The sequence below is a fragment of the Methylibium sp. genome (assembly GCF_013817345.1).
Taxonomy (GTDB): domain Bacteria; phylum Pseudomonadota; class Gammaproteobacteria; order Burkholderiales; family Burkholderiaceae_C; genus Methylibium.
Genome location: NZ_JACDCW010000007.1, coordinates 30082 through 53582, shown reverse-complemented (window position 1 = coordinate 53582; position 23501 = coordinate 30082). Strand labels below are relative to the sequence as shown.

Genomic DNA, 23501 nt, shown 5'->3' with positions numbered 1-23501 from the left:
GCGGTGCTGCCGCCAAAACTCGAAGAAGGGGCCATGCAGCGCGTGGCTCTCGGCCTGAGTTACCGGGGCAGCGCCTATCAAGGCTGGCAAAGCCAGCCGGGCGGTGCCACGGTACAAGACCGTGTCGAGGCGGCGCTGGCGAAGTTCGCGGATTTGGAGCTGCGGACCATCTGCGCAGGGCGAACCGACACCGGCGTTCACGCGCTCAATCAGGTGCTGCACTTCGATACCCGGGTCGAGCGCGATCCATCCTCGTGGGTGCGCGGCACGAACCGCTATCTGCCGCGCGACATCGCGGTCCAGTGGTGCCGCAAGGTCGAGGACGGCTTTCATGCGCGATACGTTGCCCGCGGCCGACGCTATGTGTACGTGCTGCTGGAGTCGCCGGTGCGACCAGCGCTGGAGACTGGCCTGGCGGGTTGGGTTTTTCGCCCGCTTGATGGCGACGCCATGCGAAACGCAGCGGCGGTCCTCATCGGCGAACACGATTTCAGCGCTTTTCGTTCGGCCGAGTGCCAGGCCGCGAGCCCCGTCAAGACAATGCGGCGCATCGAGATCCATCGCTGCGGCGCCTACTGGCGCTTCGAGTTCGACGCGAGTGCCTTCTTGCACCACATGGTGCGCAACCTGATGGGCTGTCTGGTCGCCGTGGGGCAGGGCGCTCGCACGCCGCAATGGCTGACCGAGGTGCTGGCCGCGCGCGACCGTCGCCTTGCGGCGCCGACCTTCGCTGCGCAAGGCCTTTATTTCGTGGGCCCGTACTACGATGCCGCACTGGGCCTGCCCGAAAGCACTCCTGCCTTCGACTGGTTGCCTCGCCCTGACGAATGTCGATGAAAACACCGCGCACCCGCATCAAGATCTGCGGGCTCACACGTGAAGCCGATGTCGACGCGGCCGTCGAAGCCGGCGCCGACGCAATCGGTCTGGTCTTCTACGCCGAGAGCCCGAGGTCGCTCGATGCCGAGCGCGCCGTCGCGCTGGCGCGCCGGTTGCCTCCGTTCGTCACGCCGGTGGGGCTTTTCGTCAATGCGACGCGAGCGCAAGTCGAGGCGGCTTGCACCGCGATACCGGCGCTGGTGCTGCAGTTTCACGGCGACGAAAGCCCGGACGATTGCGAGTTCGCGGGCCGGCCTTACCTGCGCGCGGCACGCATGGCGCCGGGTTTCGATTTGTTAGACTTTGCGTCGCAGTTTGCCAATGCCCAGGCGGTGCTGCTCGACGCGCATGTCGAAGGCTATGGGGGCGGTGGAAAGGTCTTCGATTGGTCACTCGTTCCGTCCGGCGTCACCCGTCCGCTCGTTTTGTCTGGTGGGTTGAATGCTGCCAACGTGACCGATGGAGTGCTCGCACTGCGGCCTTGGGCCGTTGACGTGAGCTCCGGCGTCGAGAGCGCAAAAGGCATCAAGGATGCCGAAGCGATCCGCCGGTTTTGCCAGGCTGTGCGAGGCGCCGACGCTCTTTTGTCGGCGCAGGCTGCGGCCGGCTTCCGCTGAACCCTTGATTCCCCATGTTGAACTACCAGCAACCCGATGCGAGCGGCCATTTCGGCCCCTATGGCGGCAGTTTCGTCGCCGAAACCCTGACCCATGCGGTCGAGGAGTTGAAGGAGGCTTACGAACGCTTTCGCGTCGATGCCGACTTCATCGACGAGTTCAGGTACGAACTGGCTCATTTTGTCGGCCGGCCCAGCCCCATCTATCACGCAGCGCGCATGAGCCGGGAGCTCGGCGGGGCGCAGATTCACTTGAAGCGCGAGGATCTCAACCACACCGGCGCGCACAAGATCAACAACACCATCGGTCAGGCGCTGCTCGCAAGGCGCATGGGCAAGCCGCGAGTGATTGCCGAAACCGGCGCCGGCCAGCATGGCGTCGCCACCGCGACGATCTGTGCGCGCTACGGCCTGGAATGCGTGGTCTACATGGGCAGCGAAGACATGCTGCGGCAATCGCCCAACGTCTATCGCATGCACCTGCTAGGTGCGAAGGTGGTGCCGGTCGAAAGCGGCAGCAAGACGCTGAAGGATGCGCTCAACGAGGCGCTGCGCGACTGGGTCACGAATGTGGAGAGCACCTTCTACATCATCGGCACGGTGGCCGGCCCGCACCCGTATCCGGCGATGGTGCGCGACTTCCAGAGCGTGATCGGCGAGGAATGCCTGACTCAGATGCCGGCCATGATCGGCCGTCAGCCCGATGCGGTGATCGCCTGTGTGGGCGGCGGCAGCAATGCGATGGGCATCTTTCACCCTTACATCCGGCATGCCGCAACCCGGCTGATCGGCGTGGAGGCTGCCGGGCGAGGGCTCGATTCGGGCAAGCATGCCGCCTCCCTGCTGCGCGGCTCACCCGGCGTGCTGCACGGCAACCGCACTTATCTGCTGCAGGATGCCAACGGCCAGGTCACCGAGACGCACTCGATCTCGGCCGGGCTCGACTACCCGGGCGTCGGCCCCGAGCATGCGCACCTCAAGGACATCGGCCGCGCCGAGTACGTCGGCATCACCGATGACGAGGCACTGGTGGCGTTTCACCGCCTGTGCCGCACCGAGGGCATCATTCCCGCGCTCGAATCGAGCCACGCGGTGGCCTATGCCATGAAGCTGGCGCCGACGCTTGCGCCAGACCAGCATTTGCTGGTCAACCTTTCAGGCCGCGGCGACAAGGACATCGGCACGGTGGCCGACCTGTCGGGCGCCGATTTCTATTGCCGGCCGTCGTGCCGCGGTCAGACGGTCAAGGGCGCGCAGGCGGTCGTCGAGGTGCAGCGATGAGCCGCATTCAAGCGACTTTCGAGACGCTCAAGGCGCAAGGACGCACTGCGCTCATTCCCTACATCACGGCCGGTGATCCGTACGCTGACGCGACGATCGACATCATGCTAGCCATGGCGCGCTGCGGTGCCGACGTCATCGAACTCGGCGTGCCATTCTCCGATCCGATGGCCGATGGCCCGGTGATTCAGAAGGCTTCCGAACGCGCGCTCGCCAACGGGATCGGCATGCCGCAGGTATTGCAGGCGGTGCGCGGTTTTCGGGATCGCGACGACGGCACGCCCGTCGTGTTGATGGGCTATGCCAACCCTATCGAGCGTTACGGCTTGGACCGCTTCGTGACCGACGCTAAAGCCGCCGGCGTCGACGGCGTGCTGGTAGTGGACTATCCGCCTGAAGAATGCGAAGGTTTCGCCGCGATGCTGCAGGGCGCCGGGCTCGACCCGATCTTCCTGCTCGCTCCGACCTCGACCGAACGGCGCATGAAAGAGGTGGGCCGCATCGCGAGGGGCTATGTCTACTATGTGTCGCTCAAGGGCGTGACCGGCGCCGGCCACCTGGATATCGACGCAGTGGCGCAGATGCTGCCACGCATACGCCAGCACGTAAGCGTGCCGGTTGGGGTGGGCTTCGGCATCCGCGACGCGGCAACTGCCAAGGCGCTGGGTGCGGTGGCCGACGCGGTGGTGATCGGTTCTCGCCTGGTGCAGCTGCTGGAAGTGCAGCCGCGCGAAGCCGTCGCCGCAGCCGCGGGCGGGTTCATCGCCACCATTCGTGCGGCGCTCGACGAACAAACCAAGGAGTGAGCAGATGAGCTGGCTCGAAAAACTGCTGCCGCCGAAGATTCAGCCGACCGATCCGTCCGAGCGCCGCTCGGTGCCGGAAGGTTTGTGGATCAAATGTCCGTCTTGCGAAACGGTGCTCTACAAGACCGACCTCGAGCAGAACTGCAACGTCTGTCCGAAGTGCAACCACCATCACCGCATCGGTGCGCGCCTTCGGCTCGACAGCTTTCTCGACCCCGAAGGCCGCTACGAGATCGCCCAGGAGGTGCTGCCGGTCGATCCGCTGAAATTCAAGGACAGCAAGAAGTACCCCGAACGCCTCAAGCAGGCGATGGAGGCCACGGGCGAGACCGACGCACTGGTGGTAATGGGCGGCGCGGTGCTTAGCATGCCCGTGGTGGTCGCGGCTTTCGAGTTCGAGTTCATGGGCGGCTCGATGGGCTCCGTGGTCGGCGAGCGCTTCGTGCGCGGCGTTGAGACCGCGATCGAGCAGAAGACGCCCTTCATCTGTTTCACCGCCACTGGCGGCGCGCGCATGCAGGAAGGTTTGCTGTCGCTCATGCAGATGGCCAAAACCAATGCCTCGCTGACCCGCCTCGCCAAAGCCAGGTTGCCCTACATCAGCGTGCTCACCGATCCGACCATGGGCGGCGTATCAGCCGGTTTTGCTTTCATGGGCGATGTGGTGATCGCGGAGCCAAGAGCGCTGATCGGCTTTGCCGGCCCGCGGGTTATCGAGAACACCGTGCGCGAAAAGCTGCCCGAAGGTTTTCAGCGCAGCGAGTTCCTCATCGGCAAGGGTGCGCTCGACATGATCGCCGACCGGCGCGAGCTGCGCGCCAGGATCTCGCGGCTGCTAGCCATGCTGCAGCGACAGAGCGCGGACGCAGTGGCCTGACGTTTCCTTCTCGGTACGGCCGGAGCGAGGTGAGGGCGGCTCGAGCCGCCCTTGTGCTTCCCCGGGCCGATTGCCGCGCCTTGCGCCGCCTAACATCGACTCCATGACGACACCGTCCAGCTTGCCCGAGTGGCTGGCCCACTGCGAGCGCCTGCATCCCGCCACCATCGATCTCACGCTCGAGCGAGTGCAGCGCGTGGGCGAGCGACTCGGTCTGCGTTTCAGCTGCCCGGTGTTCACCGTGGCCGGCACCAACGGCAAGGGTTCGACCTGCGCGATGCTCGAGGCGATCCTGATGCAGTCGGGCTGGCGGGTCGGGGTCTACACGTCGCCGCACCTGGTGCACTTCGAGGAGCGTTGCCGCATTGACGGTGCGATCGTCGAGGCCGCCGCACTGCTGCCGCATTTCGAGGCGGTCGAAGGGGCTCGCCAGGGCGAAACTTTGACCTATTTCGAGTTCACGACACTGGCGATCCTTCGGCACATGAGCCAGCTTGGGCTCGACGCGGTGGTGCTGGAGGTGGGTTTGGGCGGCCGGCTCGACGCGGTCAACGTGATCGACACCGATTGCGCGATCCTGACCAGCATCGACCTCGACCACATGGACTACCTCGGCCCGGATCGCGAGTCGATCGGGGCCGAGAAAGCCGGTATCTTGCGCACCGGTCGTCCGGCCATCGTCAGCGACCCGGTGCCGCCGCAAAGCGTGATCGATCGCGCCCGCGAGATCGGCGCCGACCTGTGGCGCTTCGGGCAGGACTTCAACTACAGCGGCGACAAGCAGCAGTGGGCGTGGGCCGGGCGCACTCGGCGCCACAACGGGCTGGCCTATCCGGCGCTGCGCGGCGCGAACCAGCTACTCAATGCCTCCGGCGTTCTGGCCGCACTGGAGGCCATGCGCCCGCGTCTGCCGGTGACGGCCCAGGCCGTGCGCAATGGATTGGCGATGGTCGAGTTGCCCGGGCGCTTCCAGATCGTTCCAGGCGAGCCGACCCTCGTGCTCGATGTCGCTCACAACCCGCACGCCGTGGCCACGCTGGCCGAGAACCTCGATCAGATGGGCTTTTATCCCGGGACGCACGTGGTGTTCGGCGCAATGAGGGACAAAGACATCGAAGCCATGATTGTGTGGATGCTGCCGCTCGTGGATGCCTGGCATTTCACCGACCTGCCGACGCCCCGCGGTGCAACGGCGCTTGAGCTCGAGGCGTTCTACGAGCAAGCGCTGCGGCGAAGGTCGGCGGGGGCAGCGCCGCTGCCACCGGGTGTGCAGGCGAGCCGTCATGACTCACCCCAAGCGGCCCTTCTCAAGGCCCTGGAGCAGACCGACCCCACAGGTAGAATTGTTGTCTTCGGATCGTTCTACACAGTAGGTGGCGTGCTTGAGCACGGGCTGGCACGTCGAGCAGCCAAGCACCTCGTTTGACGGCTGCTGGAGTCCTCCAAAACAGCCGCCGGCGCTTGCCCGCACTCATTCGCGAAAGTAGCCTAGTAGCAGGCCGCCGCAACGATCCACGCTTTCACGCTCCGAGAAGAGATTTTTCCGCATGGGCCTGCTGTCCTTTCTTCAACGCAAGGCTGCCATTGCGGCCGCTTCGGACCCCCTGTCGATCGATGCGGCCCGGCTTCGCGCACGGCGGCGCCTGATCGGCGCTGTGGTGCTGGTGGCAGTTGGCGTGGTCGGCTTTCCGCTGCTGTTCGATACCAGTCCTCGCCCGGTGTCGCCCGACATCGCAATGGAAATCCCGGAGCAACAGGCCGTCGCGGCCTCCGCTGTGGCCAAGCCGGCGCCTGACACAGCCGCTGCGCCGGCGGTGAGCAAGGAGGAGGTCATCGTTGATCGCGCTGCCGATACGGATCGCGAAATCGCCGCTTCGCCGGTCGCAACGCCGGCTCCCGTGGCGCCTGATCGCGTCGCCGAAAAGCCATCCGCTCCGCCAGCCGAGGCCGAGCCGGCGCGCAAACCGGCTCCGGCGGCGGCGCCTTCCAAGGGGAACGATGAGGCGGCCCGCGCGTTGGCCGCTCTTCAAGGCAAATCGACTGCCCCAGCAACGCCTGCCGCGCCGCGCGAGGACGTCGGCCGCTTCGTCGTCCAGGTCGGCGCATTCAGCGAGGCGACTTCGGCGCGTCGAGTGCGTCAGCGCGTGGAGAAGCTGGGCCTCAAGACTTATACGCAGGTCGTCGAGACGGCGGCGGGCAAGCGCATCCGGGTGCGCATTGGTCCTTACGGCGAGCGGGGCGAGGCGGATCGTGCCGCCGCCAAGCTGAAGCAGGCGGGTCTTCAGCCTGCCGTGCTGACCTTGTGAGCCCTGCATTCGCCGGCGTGAGCTGGATCGACTGGGCCTTTCTTTCCGTCGTGGTGCTGTCGGTCGTCGTCGGGGTGGTACGTGGTTTGATGTATGAAGTGATGTCGCTGCTGGGCTGGGTTTTGGCCTATGTGGCCGCACATGCGTTCGGTCGAGTGTTGGCGCCTGCCATTCCAGTCGGTTCGCCCGGCTCGGGACTCAACCTGGCGGTGTCGTTCGCGGCGGTCTTCATCGGCACGTTGATCGTATGGAATCTGTTGTCGTGGCTGCTGAAGAAACTGGTGCAGGCTTCGCCGCTGAACCCGCTGGACCGGGTGCTCGGCGCGGTCTTCGGCTTGCTGCGTGGTGGCCTGATCGGACTCGCGGTGGCGACGGCAGTGAACCTGACGCCGCTGGCCGAGTCTGCAACGTGGCGCGGTTCGCACAGCGCGGCCGGCTTGCGGGAAGTGTTGTCTGGTTTGCGGCCGCTGCTGCCGGACGAAGTGGCACGGCATCTGCCGGCCTGATGGATCGTTGAAGGGATCAATGGCATGTGTGGCATCGTCGGTGTGATCTCCAAGGCGCCGGTCAATCAATTGATCTACGACGCGCTGTTGCTGCTGCAGCACCGTGGCCAGGACGCGGCGGGCATCGTCACTGCCGGGCCAGATGCAAAGGGCACGAAGTTCTTTATGCACAAGGCGCGCGGCATGGTGCGCGATGTGTTCCGCACCCGCGATATGCGCGGCCTGCCCGGCACCGTCGGCTTGGGGCAGGTGCGCTACCCGACCGCGGGGAATGCCTACAACGAAGAGGAAGCGCAGCCGTTTTACGTCAATGCGCCGTTCGGCCTGGTGCTGGTGCACAACGGCAACCTGACCAACGCGCACGCGCTGCGAACGGAGCTGTTCGCGATCGACCGGCGCCACCTCAATACCGACAGCGATACCGAAGTGCTCCTCAACGTGGTGGCGCACGAACTGGAGCAGGCGGCACGGGACCGGCCGCTCACGCCGGGCGAGATTTTCAAAGCCGTCGGGGCGGTGCATCGGCGCATCAAGGGCTCCTACGCCGTGGTGTGCCTGATTGCCGGACATGGCGTGCTGGCGTTTCGCGATCCTTTCGGCATCAGGCCGCTGTGTCTGGGCGAGGTCGATGGTCCGCAGGGCAAGGGCGCCATGGTGGCCAGCGAATCGGTCGCGCTCGAGGGCACCGGCCATCGTTTCGTGCGCGACGTGGCACCCGGCGAGGCACTGTTCATCGACCTCGAAGGTCGTGTTCACGCGCAGCAGTGCGCGGCCAATCCGCAGCTCATGCCTTGCGTGTTCGAGTATGTCTATCTGGCCCGGCCCGACTCCGTGATCGACGGCATTTCGGTCTACCAGGCGCGCCTGAACATGGGCGAGACGCTGGCGCAGCGCCTGATCTCCACCATGCCGCCGAGCGAAATCGACGTGGTGATTCCGATCCCCGAATCGAGCCGACCCTCGGCCATGCAACTCGCGCAGAAGATCGGCAAGCCTTATCGCGAGGGTTTCGTGAAGAACCGCTATGTGGGGCGCACCTTCATCATGCCGGGGCAGGGCGAGCGCAAGAAGTCCGTGCGTCAAAAGCTCAATGCGATCGGCGCCGAATTCAAGGACCGTAACGTGCTGCTGGTCGACGATTCCATCGTGCGCGGCACCACCAGTCAGGAGATCGTGCAGATGGCCCGCGAGGCCGGTGCGCGCAAGGTTTTCCTTGCCTCGGCGGCGCCGCCGGTGCGCTATCCGAACGTGTACGGCATCGACATGCCGACCAAGGGAGAGTTGATCGCTCACGATCGCAGCATCGAAGAGATCCGCAGCTTTATCGGCGCTGACGCGTTGATCTACCAGGATATGGCGGCGATGAGAAAAGCAGTCGGCTCGCTGAACCCCCGCCTCGACGGTTTCGAGGCATCGTGTTTCGACGGCCACTACATCACCGGCGACGTGACCGCAGCCGACTTCGACGCGATTGCGCAGCAGCGCAGCCTGCAGCTCGAGGAAGACGGCGACTTCTCATCGCGGTTGGCGCTGCAACACGCGGAGGGCTGAACGATGGTCGAGCCCAAAAACCCCAAGCGGCTGCCACGGGTCGATTTGCCGGCCGATGCACGCCTGGACACGATCGCCGTGCGCGAGGGCCTGCCGGCCAGCCAGTACGGCGAGAACTCGGAGGCGCTTTTCCTGACCAGCAGCTTCGTGCACCCCGATGCCGCCACGGCCGCGGCGCGCTTCGCCGGCGAGGAGGAGGCGTTCGTCTACTCGCGCTTCACCAATCCGACGGTGATGATGATGGAGCGCCGCCTGGCGGCGATGGAGCGTACCGAGGCCTGCATCGCCACGTCGAGCGGCATGAGCGCGATCCTGCTGACGTGCCTGGGGCTGCTGAAGGCCGGCGACCACGTGGTCTGTTCGCAAAGCGTGTTCGGCTCGACGATCAAGCTGCTCGGCAGTGATCTGGCCAAGTTCGGCGTGCAGACCAGCTTCGTCTCGCAGACCGACGTGGCGGCGTGGCGCGCGGCGATGCAGCCGAACACCAGGCTGCTGTTCGCCGAGACGCCGAGCAATCCGCTCACCGAGGTGTGCGACATCGCGGCGCTGGCACAGATTGCGCACGACGCCGATGCCTTGTTGGCGGTCGACAACTGTTTCTGTTCGCCGGCGCTGCAGCAGCCGGTCAAGCTGGGTGCTGACTTGATCATTCACTCCGGCACCAAGTACCTCGACGGTCAGGGCCGTGTTCTGGCCGGGGCGGTGTGCGGGCTCGCCAGCCTAGTCGATGAAAAACTGGTACCGCTGATGCGGGGCGCCGGAATGTCCTTGTCGCCCTTCAATGCATGGGTGGTGCTCAAGGGGCTGGAAACGCTGTCGATCCGCATGGCAGCGCAGAGCGAACGCGCGCTGGCGCTGGCGCACTGGCTCGAGGCGCACGACACTGTGGAGCGTGTCTACCACCCAGGACTTGCCTCGCACCCGCAACACGCCTTGGCGATGGCGCAGCAAAACGGCTGCGGCGGTGCGGTCGTGTCGTTCATCGTGAAGGCCGAGGGCGCCGAGCTGGCACGCCGCAATGCTTTCCACACGATCGACAGCACCCGCATCTGCTCGATCACCGCCAACCTCGGGGACACCAAGAGCACCATTACCCATCCTGCCAGCACCTCGCACGGGCGTCTCACCGAGCCGCAGCGTCTGGCGGCGGGCATCACGCAGGGCCTGGTGCGCGTGGCCGTGGGCCTGGAAGACGTCGAAGACCTGAAGGCCGACCTGGCGCGCGGCCTCGATTCATTGAGACCATGACGATTTCCACCTCGAGGGTACGCACCCGTTTCGCGCCGTCACCCACCGGCTTCATCCACCTCGGCAACATCCGCTCGGCGCTGTATCCGTGGGCGTTCGCGCGCGCCAATGGCGGCGTGTTCGTGCTGCGCATCGAGGACACCGACACCGAACGTTCGTCGCAGGAGGCCGTCGATGCGATCCTGGAAGGGATGCGCTGGCTGGGCCTCGACCCGGACGAGGGCCCGTTCTACCAGATGCAGCGCATGGACCGCTACAAGCAGGTGCTCGCGCAGACGCTCGACGAGGGCTTGGCCTATCGCTGCTACATGAGCCAGACCGAACTCGATGCACTGCGCGAAAGGCAGACGGCCGCGAAGCTCAAGCCGCGCTACGACGGCACCTGGCGGCCCGAGTCGGGCAAGAGTTTGCCGATGGTGCCACCGGGCGTCGCGGCGGTGATTCGCTTCAAATCGCCGATCGGCGGGAGCGTGGCCTGGGACGACAAGGTCAAAGGCCGCATCGAGTTCAGCAACGACGAACTCGATGACCTGGTCATTGCCCGAGCCGACGGCACGCCGACCTACAACTTTTGCGTCGTCGTCGACGACATCGACATGGCGATCACGCACGTGATCCGCGGCGACGACCATGTGAACAACACGCCGCGCCAGATCCACATACTGCGCGCGCTCGGCCACGAGCCGCCTGTCTATGCTCACCTTCCGACCGTGCTCAATGAGCATGGCGAGAAGCTGAGCAAGCGCCACGGCGCCAAGCCGGTGACGCATTACCGCGATGAGGGCTACTTGCCCGAAGCGATGGTGAACTACCTGTCTCGATTGGGCTGGAGCCACGGCGACGACGAAATTTTCTCGCAGCAGCAGTTTGTCGAATGGTTCACCCTCGATCATCTCGGCAAGAGCGCAGCGCAGTTCGACGAAGCCAAGTTGCGCTGGGTTGGCGCCCAGCACATGAAGCTGACCGACGATGCGTTGCTCGCTCCGCTGGTAGCCGAGCAACTCGCGCGCCTCGGTCTCGAGGCGGTCAGCGACGAGCCGCTCGCGAACATGTGCGGCTTGTTCAAGGACCGGTGCGCCACGACAGTCGAGCTTGCGCAGTGGCTGGCCATGTATTTTGGCGAAGTGTCAGCGAGCGAAGAAGACCTTGCGGTGCATGTCACGGCGGCGGTCAGGCCGGCACTGACGGCGCTCGCCGTTCGGTTGGACGAAGCCTCCTGGGACGCGCCGGGCATTCAACAAGCCATCAAGGCCACGCTCACCGAACACAGCTTGAAGCTGCCCCAGCTTGCACCGGCCGTGCGCGTGCTGGTTTGCGGTCGCGCGCAGACCCCGTCGATCGATTCGGTGCTGTCGCTCTTCCCCCGTGCGACCGTCGTTGCGCGCTTGCGAGGCAACTGAAAATCCACTTATAATTTCCGCTTCGCTTTGAACAGCGCGGCCCGCTCAAGACGGGGGTATAGCTCAGCTGGGAGAGCGCTTGCATGGCATGCAAGAGGTCAGCGGTTCGATCCCGCTTACCTCCACCAACGGCGGCATTGTTCAACGGAGAAAGTTTGCAGTCCCCTTCGTCTAGAGGCCTAGGACACCACCCTTTCACGGTGATTACAGGGGTTCGAATCCCCTAGGGGACGCCAAAAATAGCCGTAGCGATCCAGCTGCGGTTCGACAAGCCGGTCAGGGCTTGCGCAGCGGATGTCAAGGGGCACGCTGTGGAACCTGCCGCCAAGGAGTGGTAGTTCAGTTGGTTAGAATACCGGCCTGTCACGCCGGGGGTCGCGGGTTCGAGTCCCGTCCACTCCGCCAGCTTTCAGATGGCCCTGAAATCGCAGTCGAATCAACGACTTACGGTTTCAGGGCCTTTCTCATTTACCCCACGCATTTACCCCACGCTGAGACGCGCAAAGAGATGCCTGGCAGGGTTCCGTTTTAGCAACTCCAGGCCATGGAGCTCCTCTTGAGCTGTGCGGGTTAGCCCGCTCGCCGAAAGACAATGCGGAGCGGGTGACTACCGTCGACGCGCCGCGGCAACCCGAGCCGTGGGCACGCCGCTTGCGCGAGGGGTTAGGCGTCACCCGCGATCCCTGCCCGCTGCAATTTCACTGGGCTTCGGAATGCGCAACGTTTCATCGGGAGTCACGGTTACCACTACTCGCGGACTTGGCCCATCTTCAGTGGTCACCGTCACAGCATCAGCGCCATCCATCCGGTGCCTCGGGAGGCGATTCGCAATTCGATCCCGTTTTCAAAGAACCCCGGACTTTAAGAAGTCCTTCAGCCTTGAGTGGGCCTCGGACTCGACCCATGCCTGTTTGAAGGTCTCGCCGAGCGTCTTGTCAACGACCCAATAGGCAAATCCGGCTGCAGCGCCGAACAGCAGCAGCGATCCTCGTCCGCCGTACTCGATGATCAGTGCTCTATCGCGGTCGAGCTCGAGGAACCGGTACCTCATTGCATCGCGTTCAATAGCCGTCCACTACTGGAAGTGCCCGAACAAGGCTTCGAGTTCATCTTTCTCCTCATCGTGCACCGCCCGCGCGAGTCGCTGAGTTATCGTGTGGACGAGTTCGGCAGGTACGCCCCTATCGGATCGAAAACGGACTTCAATGGCGATGTCAAGTTCTTCGTTCATGGCGGTTCTTTGCAAACTTGTTTGAAGGCTACTCAACGACGCCTAGTCTGTTCTCTGGCGACGGGTTGCGGGATAGCCGAGATCAGTGTGCGGCGTGACTTGAAGGCCCTCGGCGCAGCGGCCCCAAGCCAATCGGCCAAGGTCGTTGCCGCAGCGCATCCGTCGAAGGGCAAAAGTTCTTGTCTGCCGGTAGCGATAGGCGCTGCCCTTCCAGCGCGGCGTACTCGGACCCGATAAGTTCAGGTGCAAGGGTTACAGAGTATGTGTCAGGTGCGATCGTTATGAGCCCAAGATCAAACAGCGAATGAATGTCTGCACGTAGCAGGATGCCGTTTTGCACATGATTGGTGTGGTCGCCGAGATAGGGCACGATATGTGCCGCCTCGAGAATCGCACTGACGGCGCAGCCGCTTATCGCGCATCGACCTCGATAGGCTGCCATCAGCGCCTTCCGAAATGCTGGCTGCCCGCGGCGAACCGCGATCGCCCTGTTCGTGCGGCGCCGCGCATCTTCGAGGTTCGACGCATCCAAAGCGGTACCCGGCAATGAAACATCCAGCACCGCCTCAATGCGTTCCGCCGCGGTACCGTGCTGCCTTATCGTGAACTTGCCATCTCGATCTTCCACCACTTGGCCGAGGCCAAGAATCTTGTATCGGGGTTCTGGCTTCTCCTTCACCTGAATAACGACTCCCACTGGAACGCCTCTGGGAAAACCAATCCAGCGCGTCGCCGAACTAGCACGCCGACGGAACCAGAGACCACCTGACCAAGACGATCTACTTTGGCTGAGCGCGGCGACTGCCGAATGCGTTGGCAAGCTTGTCGAGGCGTTTCTGGGCTGCGATAAGCAATCTCAGCAGATGATTGCTCAACTTGCCGAGAGACTTGCGCGACCAAGGCAGTCGATTGCGGGAAGAGGCGTCATCGATTCATGAGTCAACGTCTGCGGCGTTTACATGAGATGGTCGCTGCAGATGAGTCTTGTACAGGTACCCAGCTCTTGCGAAAGTCATGTCATCGCCGCGGCAGGAACGTATTCCGTTTGCCCTGAATGCCCTCGCAAGTGTCGCCAGTGCCGTGAATCGATTGCTCTTGAGGTATAGGGCGTGCAGTTCCCGGGCCGCAGCGATGAATGCGATCAACAGTCAGACTCTGACTTCATGCTTAGCGCCAGCGGGTAGTCGAAAGCCGACCAAACAACTTCACCATTTCGACCAGAAGATCTCTTGGTCCGGATGGTGATGTTTGCTCATGTGGATATGAGATCCTCGACCACGAATCCTTCCTCCATGGTGAAGCCATAGTAGGCAGCATCCCTGCGGACAAACGATTGGCCAACCAACGCCCAGTCATCGCTCTCTTCGGAGGCTAGACCTACGGCTCTGGTCCAAGTGCTTGTTGCACAGGTTGGGTTCATTGCCGCCTTGATGGCCCGTGAAGACATCTTGGCCGTAGTCTCCGGCAACTCGTCGAGGCGCTTGGTAATCTGGTCCGCGAGCTGGACCTCCATCGTGTCCGGCATGGATGCCATGCTCATCCGCCTCAACGACCTCATGTCGCCGACTTGGCCCAGCCATTTTGAGCCCTCGAAGATCACGTGCAGCATCCACGCATCGACTTGTCCCGCGGTCAGGAAGACCTTGCGGTTGCTGGTCGGGTTGGCCTTGCGTATCGAACTCCGGCCCACCGCTTGATAGGTCGTGTGGATCCGATAGGCCATGTTGGTCTCAGTCCTGGTCAGACCTGTTCTGCTCATGATCCAGGCAGCCTCTTGCGGGGTAGGGTTGGTGACGGCCAACGCAGCCACGTTGTCGTGGTCCTGGAACTCGTTCAACCCATGGCTTGCCGCAGGGACCCGCTTGGCGTTCGAGGGAATCAGCGACGAACCAAGCTCATAGCCATAGCCGTTGTTGGTCTGTAGCAGGAAGGTCGAGTCCTTGAAGTACTCGGCGCTGAGGTTGACGAGCTGGTCGATAACCCGACTACCTTCCTCCCGTTCCCCTATGTCGCCCGTCTGCGTGTTCCGCTCCAGGTTGTATCGACTACTGCTGTCGTCGGCGTGCAGGAGATGGCCCACGGCGACCAGTGGCCCCTGTTCCGTGTGAATGTTTCTAAGCTTGGTCGTCGGAAACTCTGCGTGCGGAATGAAAGTGACGTCGAACAGCGTCGTCCACAACCGGTACAGCAGCGTGTGCTCGAACAACGCTGACATGAAGATCACTTCGTCAAAGCCAACGAACGGGTCCGGAGTCACGTAGCAGGCGAACAGCAGCACTGCCTCGGCGTCAGCCGATGTGACCTCAAGTTGCTTGTCGCTCGCCGCGGTCTTCGCCCGCTCCATCATCTGCTTGGCCTTGTCGGTCAGGACAAGCTCGCACCGGAGCGCGGAATTGGTGACGATGGCCGCGAGAGGCTGGAACGGCTTGTACTGCTCACCCGCGCCAACAGCGTTGCCCGAAGCCAGCTGTTCGACCCAGGACGATTCCCCCACTGCAGGCACCACGCGGTAGGCTGGTGGCGGACCAATGAAGAGCACGTCCTGGAAGTAGTCCCAGCCGGCTTCGGCTCGCTTGCCTAACTGAAACGGCACGAACTGGACCGGCGCGAACGCCTCGTCGAGGATCACGCGCCAATGCTGCGGCGCTTTTATTCGCGTGATGATGTTCAGGAACGTGACCGTGGTGACGATCACGACCAGCCCGTCATCGGGACCGGCATCATTGATTGTCAGTGTGGACTGTGCTGCCACGGGTAGGCCATCGCTGCCGGGCTTTTGGGAATGGATGAGTGCAACTTCCCGGGTTGACTCTGATTCCTCCATCGCTGCAATCAAGTGGTCCGCGGTCTGGCCGATCAGTCGGATCGTCGGGGCTACGTAGATGAAGTTCTGATTGCTGTTGTCCGGCCTCGCCATGTATTCAATGGCCGTCTTCGTCTTGCCGGATCCCACAGCCGTGCTAACGGCGTAGGCGGTTAATCTACGCGCCACCGGTGTCATTGAAGATCCTTCAAGGCCGCTGCAAGCTGACGGCGTTCCGCTTCACCGGTCGTCGCCTCCCTCATGTCGAGTTCCGCGAGCCGCAGCCCGGCGACCCCGAAGGCGGACTCCAGGGACGCCGCGAGGCACTCCATAGCTCTCGGTGGCGTGTCCCGGTACGTGCGCTTTAGGCGCCCGCTCTTGGCGTCTCGTGAAAGGCCCGCATTGGCGATGGCAAGCCCTCGAACCCTGCGGGCGACCTGGAACCGGAAGGCTTTGTCGGACTGGAATCGAGTCGGCCGATGGGCGTTCATGGCGAACAGCGCGAGCACGGTATCGATGACGGCATCCTTCGACGTCGAGTCCCTGAGCGTCAAGAGTTGCTCGGCTGTTTGGCGCTCGTGGGTTATGGCTGGCGTTCCCGCCGCGTAGCGGGCCATCGTGGCCTCGGCGTGGGCCGTCAGAGCCTCCCAGCGGCGCTCCAGCAGGGCCCAGGTAGGGTTGCCAGGGTTCTTCGCGCGGCGTTCTCTGATGCGCTCCTGGTAGGGCCGCAGTTCGTGGACGGTGACGCCCTTCTGCTCGGCGTGCCCGTGACGTCGAAGGGTTTGCTTGTGGGCGTCGCAGTGGGTGCTGAAGCCGGTCGCCTGTTGTCGGCATGAAGACACTGAACACTGTCGGCGCATCGAATCTCCAAGTCGGTAAGAAGCTGTACCCACCCCCACACGCGGACAGGCGAGGAAATCATTTCGCGCCCGTGCGTGGCTCTCTACTGCCCGTTGCACGAGCGACACACCGCGGCCGGATGGATCGGCAATATTCGGCATGCCAATGCCCTTCGCAAGGATGGGCCTCGGCGATCTGGTTTTGACCGGTCGCCTTGCCAAGCCGGCCGGCCGCCCCGCCTCGACCCTCTGCTGCCGCTTAGGCTGAAGCGGTCGACGTCAGCAGTGCAGCGAGAGTTGGCATTTACCGCGGTTCACTGGACAGGCCGACAGCAGCCACTCGGACACGGTCAAGGCTGCCGCCGATTCATGAGGAACTTACGTACTGCTTCTCCATTAGCCGCTGTCAGTCCATCTCAGTCTTTTCGCTCATGGGGGCATGTGTTGGTTCTGGAAGTGGCGGTGCGATGGCCGAAATGGCGGCAGACTCCTTTAGAAGAACCAAGTCAACGAAGCACCAGAAATTTGGACCAGAGATATTGTTATGGTCTTTGATGATCGTGCTTTCGCTAAGCTTAACTACCCAATATGGGGAAAATGGATGAGATCTACCTACAATATGATCGATCCTGAGTTGCTTGGGAATTCCGTCTTGTCCCAGTAAATTCCACTCACGCCTTTCGTCCTTTGTAGTCCAGCCTTCGCCTTTCAATCGCTCCTCCCCCTCCTGATTGTCTTTTGTCTCTTTACGCTGAACTGCCTCTCGCAGCCAACCCGGCGCAACTTTGCATTCGCGTTCTTCGCGACGATGTGTCATACCCAGCCAGTGGGTCTGATACGGCTCAAACTGGCCCATGGAAATCCTGTCGATTTCAGCTTGGTCGACTTGCAACGGGGACGTGCGTCGTCGATGTTGTGGCGGCTCGTAAATTCGATGCCTTTCAAACCGCGTACTGAACCAGCGACCTATGCGAAAAGCAGTTTTGACGGCTGAGTCACCCGGCGTCGCTGCGACGATGAGGCGTACTGGCTGCATTGGGTCAAATCCTTCACGTCGGGCGTGGGCTTGACTAGCATCGTAGAGAGGCGAGTATCGCATTGCCTCAATTGCCGGGTTAACCAAAACGACAAGATCACCGAACCCCCGAACGTCGCGTGGGCTGGTGCTTCCGTCCGACTGAATTAGGCGCTGTAGCAACGTCTGATGAACCGCGTTGTACAGAACTGATGCTCCAAAACTATGCCCAGTCAATACGAGAGCATTCCGATCGGTTTGGTTTTTCTTAATCGACTCCAACTCAAGAAGAAATCCGACAAGTGCGTTTCTGCCTACTTCTTCGCTTACGTTTTTTCGTTCCCAAAAGGTCAGGACGTTTAGGTATGGAATGGTTATGGAATCGCCTCGCCAGCCCACATATATACCAACAACGGACTTGTCGGGCAATCTGGCCTTGGCGTCGGCAAGTCGCCGCCTAAAACTGGCAACGTTTGTGTCGTGCAAGGCAGCACTATGATGCCATCCGTGCACATAGACGATCACATAAAGGTCCTTTCTATCTTTTAGGTAGTTGAGTACGGATCTTTGCTGACTTTTCTCCGGATGATTGTCGAGAAAGATGCCTTGGTCGTCTAGTTCGACAAAGCTAAGTACGTAGCCGTCCTTCGTTTGCACGAGCGAACTGGTTTCGCACTTCTCTTGCGATTCATTGCAGAACTTTTTCGTGTCAAAACGATAAGCAACTTCGGACGCGCAGCCAGCGACACACAGCAATGTGCCAACTTGCACCACCAAGAGCCAGAAAGGCAGCCGTCGCGGGAATTGAATGGAATTCATGCGGCTCCTAGGAAGACACGTCGGGGATCCGCCGCTTCGCTGTCAGGCGGAGTATTCGAGGACTTGGCCAACAGACTGCCCGCCGCGAACAACAAACCAGGACCCGCCGATCGCTCTCGGGGCTAGTGCTGACGGGCGCGGATGCAGGACGTGCAGTCGCCCTTCGCCCAAAGCGTCGCTCTATTCCCGAAGCTTGACGGCGTTTCCAATGAGACGGGTTAATTCCGCCACTTCGAGTGATCGGAGCTTGTACTCGTCGGTAATCTGCTCCTGACTCTTATTCGCTAAGAAGAAGAGCCTCGACGCTGCATCGACAAGCAACAGCGCCAAGGTAGATGTTGCTTCCACTCCGTTACGCCGCATCCAGCGTTCAAGCGCACCGCTCGACATGCCGAACAGTTCTTCGTTCCAAGGCGCTTCGTTCACGGCGACAAGAATGTCTCGTTGAGCTGCAATTCGATTGTTGAACTCGGTCATGGTCGAACCTCTGAGAGCAAGCTTGACATCCAGTCGGAGACGATCGGAGCAGCGCTCAATACGGTTGAAATGTCCGTAGGCGAAAGCGTACTGCCCAATCCTCTCGTGGACAAGACTCTGGCACGAGACAACACGTCGAAGACAGTCTTCTGCACGGCCAACGGCACATCAACTATCAGCGGTGAGTTTCGTGAGAAACACGGCTTACCCACATGCAGAGAATAGCACGTCGCGAAGTTGCGGGTCGCAAGAAACATACACGAGAGATTGAACGTCGCACTGTTCAGCGTCCGCAAAAGCTCACTCCTCGACTCGGCGAAAAGTCTGGCGAACTGGGCACAGTCGGCTGGCCCATTCACGTATTTTGAGGGAAGCCCAAGAGATGCAATGAAATCTTGGCCATCGGATGAGAATAGAAGCCTCGACTCTAAGTGTAGGTGCCAAGCGAACGGATTTCCGTGCCGCCACAGTTGCCGCAGCCGATCGTGCCGATAGACAGAAAAGGTCTCGGGATCAATGTCCTCGCTGGGAGACGAAACGCACGCAAGTAGATCAATGTCTGATGAACGATCAATCTCTCCTCTGCAGATCGAACCGAACGCGTAGAAGTGTGTAGTCATCGACGACCAAATCGCTTAACCAGCAGCGCAGTAAGCAGCGAGAGCGCGACCAATTTGGTGGCGACGATGATGGACGCGACGCCGATCGAATGGTGAGCGCGGACGACGGTTCCCAAGAAGATCCCTGGCGCCAGCTTCAGGCTATCCCAATAGTCGTAGAGAGTCACCTGAGCGGAGAGCGAGCCGGCATCGTAGATTGCAATGATGACCACCGCGATGACGATGCTTCGCAAGAGCTTGAAGATGCTCTCGCCGTTGCCCCAGACGAAGTGCAATATCCAGAATTCAATCCAATGAAGGAATTGCGCAACCCGCAGAAGACCTGGGTACTTCTTCCGGTGATATGGACTATCCGAATACCACGACTCCAACAGGTGCTCGGAGGTTGCCTCAAGCTCAAGAGTAATTGCCTTGTTCACCGCCTTGGCGTCGCCGATTTGCTGATAGTTCATCCGGAGGGAACGCGCAAATCGCATGCGGAGATTCTCCTGGCGCGGAGCTTCACTGCTGAGGATGTCATCGTCGATCTGGCAGCGCTCGAACGTCGCATAGTCGAATTTGCAGCCTGGGAAGTTCGACTGGTGCAGGTTCGAGCCGATGAATCGGCAACCGGTGAAGTCGCACGAGTCAAAGACGCAGCTACGCAAATAGCACCCGTCGATGACGCTGTGAGTGAAGGATACATTCCGAAACGTTATCGACTTCGCATTCAACCTGACAAAGACTTTCAGAGCGAACGCCTTTAGATCGTCGCTGACATGGGTCGGCACGTAGTAGTCGGTGATGGTTTCCCTGTTGCCAATCTTCAGATGAGCATACTCGGGCGGCGTGTTTTCAGGAACCACGGGTGGTGAGCTCACTGTTGCATCGGCGCTCGGCCGCCGGTTTTGGAACGTCGTATCGTAGCGCGGGTGTAACGCCGGTGTAGCAGTCCAGCATCGTTTCGATTTGTCCTCAAAGGCGGGCAGCGGCTCCCTCGTGTTAGCTGGTTACCGCCTTTAGGCGATGTGCACGGTAGGTGTAGAGCCAACAATCGTTCGAAAGCGCCGTCCGCCCCGTTTTCGCTCTCCGATGATGCGGCTTGCCGGCCGTGAGATCGGATGGCTTGATCAGGTGACTACATACGTACTACAGTCCGGGAATGCTGTCACTGCCCGCAAGGCCCGCGATGTCCGCCATCTCCAGACCCCCGCTGTTCATTTCCTATCGGAGGGTGTCGACAGCAGAACAGGGGAAGTCCGGCCTCGGCCTCGAAGCCCAAGCGGCTGCCATTTCCCATGCCGTGGCTGCCCGTGGTGGCCAGCTACTGGCCGACTTCGAGGAGGTGCAGACTGGCAAGGGCTCCGATGCACTCGACCGCCGGCCGATCCTCGCCGAAGCCATGAGGACCGCGAAAGGCAGGAAGGCAACGCTCATCGTGTCCCGCCTTGATCGCTTGTCCCGCAACCTGCACTTCGTGTCGGGCCTCATCGACCGAGGTGTAGACCTTGCGGTAGCCGACATGCCCAAGGCGGACAAGCGAATGCTGCAGGTGTTCGCCATGGTTGGGGAATGGGAGAGGGACGCCATCGCCTCCCGCATCAGCGCAGCCTTGCAGGCCAAGAAGGCCCGGGGCGAGAAGGTCGGCAACCCTGAATCCTTGCAGCCGCGCAACGGTGCCCGAGCTTCCGAGGCTGCGACCTTCGCGGCCAAGCTGGCCCCCACACTGAAGGCGTACAAGGCGCAGGGGCTTACCCAACGGCAACAGGTGGATCAACTGAACAGCGTGGGTATCCAGACCGCCAAGGGCGGACCGTGGTCGCTGATCCAGCTTCAACGGGTGCTTGGACGCTGCCCGTCCGCCGCAGCCTGACGGTCACCTGTTGGAGTGCATCCATTCGAGGTCACCCGTTGGCGGGCACGCATCGGGCCGGAATGAGCACCCCCGGCCGGCGCGACTTCTGGGGAATCGAGTGGTGTACCGGGGGGGAATGCCGAACGCGTCCCTCCGTCATACCCGCTCGGATTTTTCTGGCAAATGTTCGTTCGCCCCGCTGCCTCACCAAGGCCTCTCCCGGCCCCGTGGCTGGCCTATAGATGACCGGATGATGTGGCGTGGCCTGAAGCATCTGGCAAACCTGTAGGGCTGTTTTCCGAGTAACTCTGCACGGCACGGACCGCCAGATGGGGATAGGGCGAGGGCGGCCGGAGCACGGTGGGAAGCCGAGATCGACGCATCGCGTTACCCCCTCGGATTCTTCGCCCAAAATCGCTGAACACCTGGAACGGGCAGCCGAGCCCGCCGGTCACTGGCGAACACGACAAGTCCAATGAACCAGCAATCCCTCTCGTCCCTCATCTGGTCCGTCGCCGACCTCCTTCGCGGTGACCTCAAGCAGAGCGAGTACGGCCGCGTCATCCTTCCGTTCACCGTGTTGCGCCGCCTGGACTGTGTGCTCGCGCCTACCAAGGAAGCAGCGTTGAACGAGCACGCGGCCAAGCAGACCGCTAGCATCGCCTTCGAGCCCTTCGTCAAGCGCAAGACGGGCCTGGACTTCTACAACGTCTCGTCGCTGGACATGGGCAAGCTCATGGGCGACCAGGACAACATCCGCGCCAACCTGGACAGCTACATCCAGGGCTTCGCGCCAGACGTGCGGTCGATCTTCGAGCACTTCGACTTCGCGGCCACGGTCGAGCGGCTGCACAAGGCCAAGCTGCTGTACCTGGTGACCGAGAAGTTCGCCGCCATCAAGTTGCACCCGTCCGAAGTGGACAACGTGCAGATGGGTCTGGTGTTCGAGGAACTGATCCGCAAGTTCGCCGAGCTGTCCAACGAGACGGCCGGTGAACACTTCACCCCACGCGAGGTGATCCGCCTGATGGTGAACCTGCTGTTCATCGAGGACAACGACGCGCTCACCAAGCCCGGCGTGGTGCGAACCATGTACGACCCGACGGCCGGGACCGGCGGCATGCTCAGCGTGGCGGGCGAGTACCTGTTCGAGCTGAATCCCAAGGCCCGATTGACACTGTATGGCCAAGAGTTGAACCCCGAGTCGCACGCGATCTGCAAGGCCGACATGCTGATCCGTGGCCAGGACATCAGCAACATCGTGCTGGGCAACACCCTCGGCGATGACGGGCTGCTGGGCAAGTTGTTCGACTACATGTTGTCCAACCCGCCCTTCGGCGTGGAGTGGAAGAAGATCGAGAAGGCGATCCGCGAGGAGTACGAGAAGCAGGGCTACAACGGCCGCTTCGGGCCGGGACTGCCGCGAGTGTCGGACGGTTCGCTGCTGTTCCTGCTGCACCTACTGAGCAAGATGCGACCGGCAGCGCAGGGCGGCAGCCGCATCGGCATCGTGCTCAACGGGTCGCCGCTGTTCACTGGTGGTGCAGGCTCGGGCGAGTCGGAAATCCGCCGCCACGTGCTGGAGAACGACTTGGTCGAGGCCATCGTCGCGCTGCCGACCGACATGTTCTACAACACCGGCATCAGCACCTACGTCTGGGTGCTGAGCAACCGCAAGCCCGACGACCGCAAGGGCTTCGTGCAACTGATCGACGGCTCCAGCTTCTGGCAGAAGATGCGCAAGAGCCTGGGCTCGAAGCGCAAGGAGATGAGCGACGAGCACATCGCCACAGTGACCAAGCTGTTCGGCGACTTCATGGAGGCGAGCCTGGTCACGGTGCTCGATGACAGGGGGAAGGAGACCGGCAACCAGGTGCAGGTGGACGGCGAGACGCTGCCAAAGGCGCCGGCCGGCGGCAAGGTGAAAAGGGTGCCGATCTCACGCATCTTCCGCAACGAGGAATTCGGCTACCGCACCATCACCGTCGAGCGACCGTTGCGCGACGAGAACGGCAAGCCAATGCTGGGCGAGAGGGGCAAGCTCAGGGGCAAGCTGCAACCCGACAGCAGCCAGCGCGACACCGAGAACGTGCCGCTATCGGAGGACGTGGAGGTGTACTTCAAGCGCGAGGTGCTGCCGCACGCCCCCGACGCCTGGATGGACCAAGAGAAAACCAAGGTCGGCTACGAGATACCGTTCAACCGGCACTTCTATGTGTTCGAGCCACCGCGTGAGCTGGCCGAGATCGACGCCGACCTGAAGAAGGTTACCGACCGCATCAAGGCGATGATCGAGGGGCTGTCGGCATGAGCTTTCCGAAGTACCCGGGATACAGGGATTCGGGGGTGCCGTGGGTTCCAGTGGTCCCCGCCCATTGGCGTACCGGCGGCCT

22 protein-coding genes and 3 tRNA genes are annotated in these 23501 nt (G+C 62.2%); 16 read left to right on the top strand and 9 right to left on the bottom strand.

Features of this window, described 5'->3' with window-relative positions:
* Nucleotides 1-33 precede the first annotated feature (33 nt).
* The 14 genes from truA to H0W40_RS02470 all read left to right on the top strand — a co-directional run bounded on the left by truA (nt 34) and on the right by H0W40_RS02470 (nt 11875).
* Nucleotides 34-837: a tRNA pseudouridine(38-40) synthase TruA gene (gene truA / locus H0W40_RS02535; protein ID WP_292442880.1), complete on the top strand. Its 804-nt coding sequence runs from the start codon at nt 34-36 to the stop codon at nt 835-837.
* Entirely contained in the window at nt 828-1496 is a 669-nt protein-coding gene (locus tag H0W40_RS02530; protein WP_292442877.1) for a phosphoribosylanthranilate isomerase, read from the top strand. Before truA ends, H0W40_RS02530 begins: the two co-directional genes overlap by 10 nt.
* A gap of 14 nt (nt 1497-1510) precedes the next feature.
* The gene (gene trpB / locus H0W40_RS02525; protein ID WP_292442875.1) at nt 1511-2776 is read left to right on the top strand and encodes a tryptophan synthase subunit beta; all 1266 of its coding nucleotides are present in this window, start codon (nt 1511-1513) and stop codon (nt 2774-2776) included.
* Nucleotides 2773-3582, top strand: a complete 810-nt coding sequence (gene trpA / locus H0W40_RS02520) for a tryptophan synthase subunit alpha (RefSeq protein WP_292442900.1) — start codon at nt 2773-2775, stop codon at nt 3580-3582. Before trpB ends, trpA begins: the two co-directional genes overlap by 4 nt.
* A 4-nt stretch (nt 3583-3586) precedes the next feature.
* Complete coding sequence (accD, locus tag H0W40_RS02515; protein ID WP_292442873.1) at nt 3587-4459, top strand: acetyl-CoA carboxylase, carboxyltransferase subunit beta; 873 nt, start codon at nt 3587-3589, stop codon at nt 4457-4459.
* Nucleotides 4460-4562: 103 nt separating this feature from the next.
* Nucleotides 4563-5885: a bifunctional tetrahydrofolate synthase/dihydrofolate synthase gene (folC, locus tag H0W40_RS02510; protein ID WP_292442871.1), complete on the top strand. Its 1323-nt coding sequence runs from the start codon at nt 4563-4565 to the stop codon at nt 5883-5885.
* A 121-nt stretch (nt 5886-6006) separates the two neighbouring features.
* Entirely contained in the window at nt 6007-6765 is a 759-nt protein-coding gene (locus tag H0W40_RS02505; protein ID WP_292442870.1) for an SPOR domain-containing protein, read from the top strand.
* A 17-nt stretch (nt 6766-6782) separates the two neighbouring features.
* Nucleotides 6783-7271, top strand: a complete 489-nt coding sequence (locus H0W40_RS02500) for a CvpA family protein (RefSeq protein WP_292442869.1) — start codon at nt 6783-6785, stop codon at nt 7269-7271.
* 24 nt (nt 7272-7295) lie between these two features.
* Complete coding sequence (gene purF / locus H0W40_RS02495; RefSeq protein WP_292442868.1) at nt 7296-8822, top strand: amidophosphoribosyltransferase; 1527 nt, start codon at nt 7296-7298, stop codon at nt 8820-8822.
* Between the two features lie 3 nt (nt 8823-8825).
* Entirely contained in the window at nt 8826-10070 is a 1245-nt protein-coding gene (locus H0W40_RS02490) for an O-succinylhomoserine sulfhydrylase (RefSeq protein WP_292442866.1), read from the top strand.
* Nucleotides 10067-11470 (top strand): glutamate--tRNA ligase, encoded by a 1404-nt coding sequence (gene gltX / locus H0W40_RS02485; RefSeq protein ID WP_292442864.1) that lies wholly within the window; start codon nt 10067-10069, stop codon nt 11468-11470. The genes H0W40_RS02490 and gltX overlap by 4 nt, the downstream gene beginning before the upstream one ends.
* 52 nt (nt 11471-11522) lie before the next feature.
* Nucleotides 11523-11598 (top strand) — tRNA-Ala (locus H0W40_RS02480).
* Between the two features lie 32 nt (nt 11599-11630).
* A tRNA-Glu gene (locus H0W40_RS02475) sits at nt 11631-11706 on the top strand.
* A gap of 92 nt (nt 11707-11798) precedes the next feature.
* Nucleotides 11799-11875 (top strand) — tRNA-Asp (locus tag H0W40_RS02470).
* 439 nt (nt 11876-12314) lie between these two features.
* Here H0W40_RS02470 and H0W40_RS02465 read toward each other — a convergent pair.
* The 9 genes from H0W40_RS02465 to H0W40_RS02430 all read right to left on the bottom strand — a co-directional run bounded on the left by H0W40_RS02465 (nt 12315) and on the right by H0W40_RS02430 (nt 20119).
* Nucleotides 12315-12521: a hypothetical protein gene (locus tag H0W40_RS02465; RefSeq protein WP_292442862.1), complete on the bottom strand. Its 207-nt coding sequence runs from the start codon at nt 12519-12521 to the stop codon at nt 12315-12317.
* A gap of 24 nt (nt 12522-12545) precedes the next feature.
* On the bottom strand, nt 12546-12701 hold the full coding sequence (locus H0W40_RS02460) for a hypothetical protein (protein WP_292442860.1): 156 nt from the start codon (nt 12699-12701) through the stop codon (nt 12546-12548).
* Between the two features lie 82 nt (nt 12702-12783).
* Nucleotides 12784-13398 carry an HNH endonuclease gene (locus tag H0W40_RS02455; RefSeq protein ID WP_292442859.1) on the bottom strand — a complete coding sequence of 205 codons (615 nt, stop codon included), beginning with the start codon at nt 13396-13398 and terminating at the stop codon, nt 12784-12786.
* 555 nt (nt 13399-13953) lie between these two features.
* Nucleotides 13954-15702 (bottom strand): DEAD/DEAH box helicase family protein, encoded by a 1749-nt coding sequence (locus H0W40_RS02450; protein ID WP_292442857.1) that lies wholly within the window; start codon nt 15700-15702, stop codon nt 13954-13956.
* On the bottom strand, nt 15699-16364 hold the full coding sequence (locus H0W40_RS02445) for a hypothetical protein (protein WP_292442855.1): 666 nt from the start codon (nt 16362-16364) through the stop codon (nt 15699-15701). The genes H0W40_RS02450 and H0W40_RS02445 overlap by 4 nt, the downstream gene beginning before the upstream one ends.
* A gap of 385 nt (nt 16365-16749) precedes the next feature.
* A complete protein-coding gene (locus tag H0W40_RS02440; protein WP_292442854.1) occupies nt 16750-18177 on the bottom strand; it encodes a hypothetical protein in 1428 nt (475 codons plus the stop codon).
* A 180-nt stretch (nt 18178-18357) separates the two neighbouring features.
* On the bottom strand, nt 18358-18654 hold the full coding sequence (locus H0W40_RS02435; RefSeq protein ID WP_292442852.1) for a hypothetical protein: 297 nt from the start codon (nt 18652-18654) through the stop codon (nt 18358-18360).
* Entirely contained in the window at nt 18651-19274 is a 624-nt protein-coding gene (locus tag H0W40_RS19975; RefSeq protein WP_367153717.1) for a hypothetical protein, read from the bottom strand. The genes H0W40_RS02435 and H0W40_RS19975 overlap by 4 nt, the downstream gene beginning before the upstream one ends.
* On the bottom strand, nt 19271-20119 hold the full coding sequence (locus tag H0W40_RS02430; protein ID WP_292442850.1) for a pentapeptide repeat-containing protein: 849 nt from the start codon (nt 20117-20119) through the stop codon (nt 19271-19273). Before H0W40_RS02430 ends, H0W40_RS19975 begins: the two co-directional genes overlap by 4 nt.
* Before the next feature lie 323 nt (nt 20120-20442).
* Between H0W40_RS02430 and H0W40_RS02425 the strand changes: the two genes are divergently transcribed.
* Together H0W40_RS02425 and H0W40_RS02420 are read left to right on the top strand one after the other, a co-directional pair.
* Entirely contained in the window at nt 20443-21126 is a 684-nt protein-coding gene (locus H0W40_RS02425; RefSeq protein ID WP_292442848.1) for a recombinase family protein, read from the top strand.
* 457 nt (nt 21127-21583) lie between these two features.
* The gene (locus H0W40_RS02420) at nt 21584-23419 is read left to right on the top strand and encodes a class I SAM-dependent DNA methyltransferase (protein ID WP_292442846.1); all 1836 of its coding nucleotides are present in this window, start codon (nt 21584-21586) and stop codon (nt 23417-23419) included.
* Nucleotides 23420-23501: the final 82 nt, after the last annotated feature.

Excerpts from the sequence above, each read along its gene's own strand:
- truA (WP_292442880.1), top strand. The coding sequence starts at position 34 with ATGCAGCGCGTGGCTCTCGGCCTGAGTTACCGGGGCAGCGCCTATCAA.
- H0W40_RS02530 (WP_292442877.1), top strand. The coding sequence starts at position 828 with ATGTCGATGAAAACACCGCGCACCCGCATCAAGATCTGCGGGCTCACA.
- trpB (WP_292442875.1), top strand. The coding sequence starts at position 1,511 with ATGTTGAACTACCAGCAACCCGATGCGAGCGGCCATTTCGGCCCCTAT.
- trpA (WP_292442900.1), top strand. The coding sequence starts at position 2,773 with ATGAGCCGCATTCAAGCGACTTTCGAGACGCTCAAGGCGCAAGGACGC.
- accD (WP_292442873.1), top strand. The coding sequence starts at position 3,587 with ATGAGCTGGCTCGAAAAACTGCTGCCGCCGAAGATTCAGCCGACCGAT.
- folC (WP_292442871.1), top strand. The coding sequence starts at position 4,563 with ATGACGACACCGTCCAGCTTGCCCGAGTGGCTGGCCCACTGCGAGCGC.
- H0W40_RS02505 (WP_292442870.1), top strand. The coding sequence starts at position 6,007 with ATGGGCCTGCTGTCCTTTCTTCAACGCAAGGCTGCCATTGCGGCCGCT.
- purF (WP_292442868.1), top strand. The coding sequence starts at position 7,296 with ATGTGTGGCATCGTCGGTGTGATCTCCAAGGCGCCGGTCAATCAATTG.
- H0W40_RS02490 (WP_292442866.1), top strand. The coding sequence starts at position 8,826 with ATGGTCGAGCCCAAAAACCCCAAGCGGCTGCCACGGGTCGATTTGCCG.
- gltX (WP_292442864.1), top strand. The coding sequence starts at position 10,067 with ATGACGATTTCCACCTCGAGGGTACGCACCCGTTTCGCGCCGTCACCC.
- H0W40_RS02465 (WP_292442862.1), bottom strand. The coding sequence starts at position 12,521 with ATGAGGTACCGGTTCCTCGAGCTCGACCGCGATAGAGCACTGATCATC.
- H0W40_RS02460 (WP_292442860.1), bottom strand. The coding sequence starts at position 12,701 with ATGAACGAAGAACTTGACATCGCCATTGAAGTCCGTTTTCGATCCGAT.
- H0W40_RS02450 (WP_292442857.1), bottom strand. The coding sequence starts at position 15,702 with ATGACACCGGTGGCGCGTAGATTAACCGCCTACGCCGTTAGCACGGCT.
- H0W40_RS02445 (WP_292442855.1), bottom strand. The coding sequence starts at position 16,364 with ATGCGCCGACAGTGTTCAGTGTCTTCATGCCGACAACAGGCGACCGGC.
- H0W40_RS02440 (WP_292442854.1), bottom strand. The coding sequence starts at position 18,177 with ATGAATTCCATTCAATTCCCGCGACGGCTGCCTTTCTGGCTCTTGGTG.
- H0W40_RS02435 (WP_292442852.1), bottom strand. The coding sequence starts at position 18,654 with ATGACCGAGTTCAACAATCGAATTGCAGCTCAACGAGACATTCTTGTC.
- H0W40_RS19975 (WP_367153717.1), bottom strand. The coding sequence starts at position 19,274 with ATGACTACACACTTCTACGCGTTCGGTTCGATCTGCAGAGGAGAGATT.
- H0W40_RS02425 (WP_292442848.1), top strand. The coding sequence starts at position 20,443 with ATGTCCGCCATCTCCAGACCCCCGCTGTTCATTTCCTATCGGAGGGTG.
- H0W40_RS02420 (WP_292442846.1), top strand. The coding sequence starts at position 21,584 with ATGAACCAGCAATCCCTCTCGTCCCTCATCTGGTCCGTCGCCGACCTC.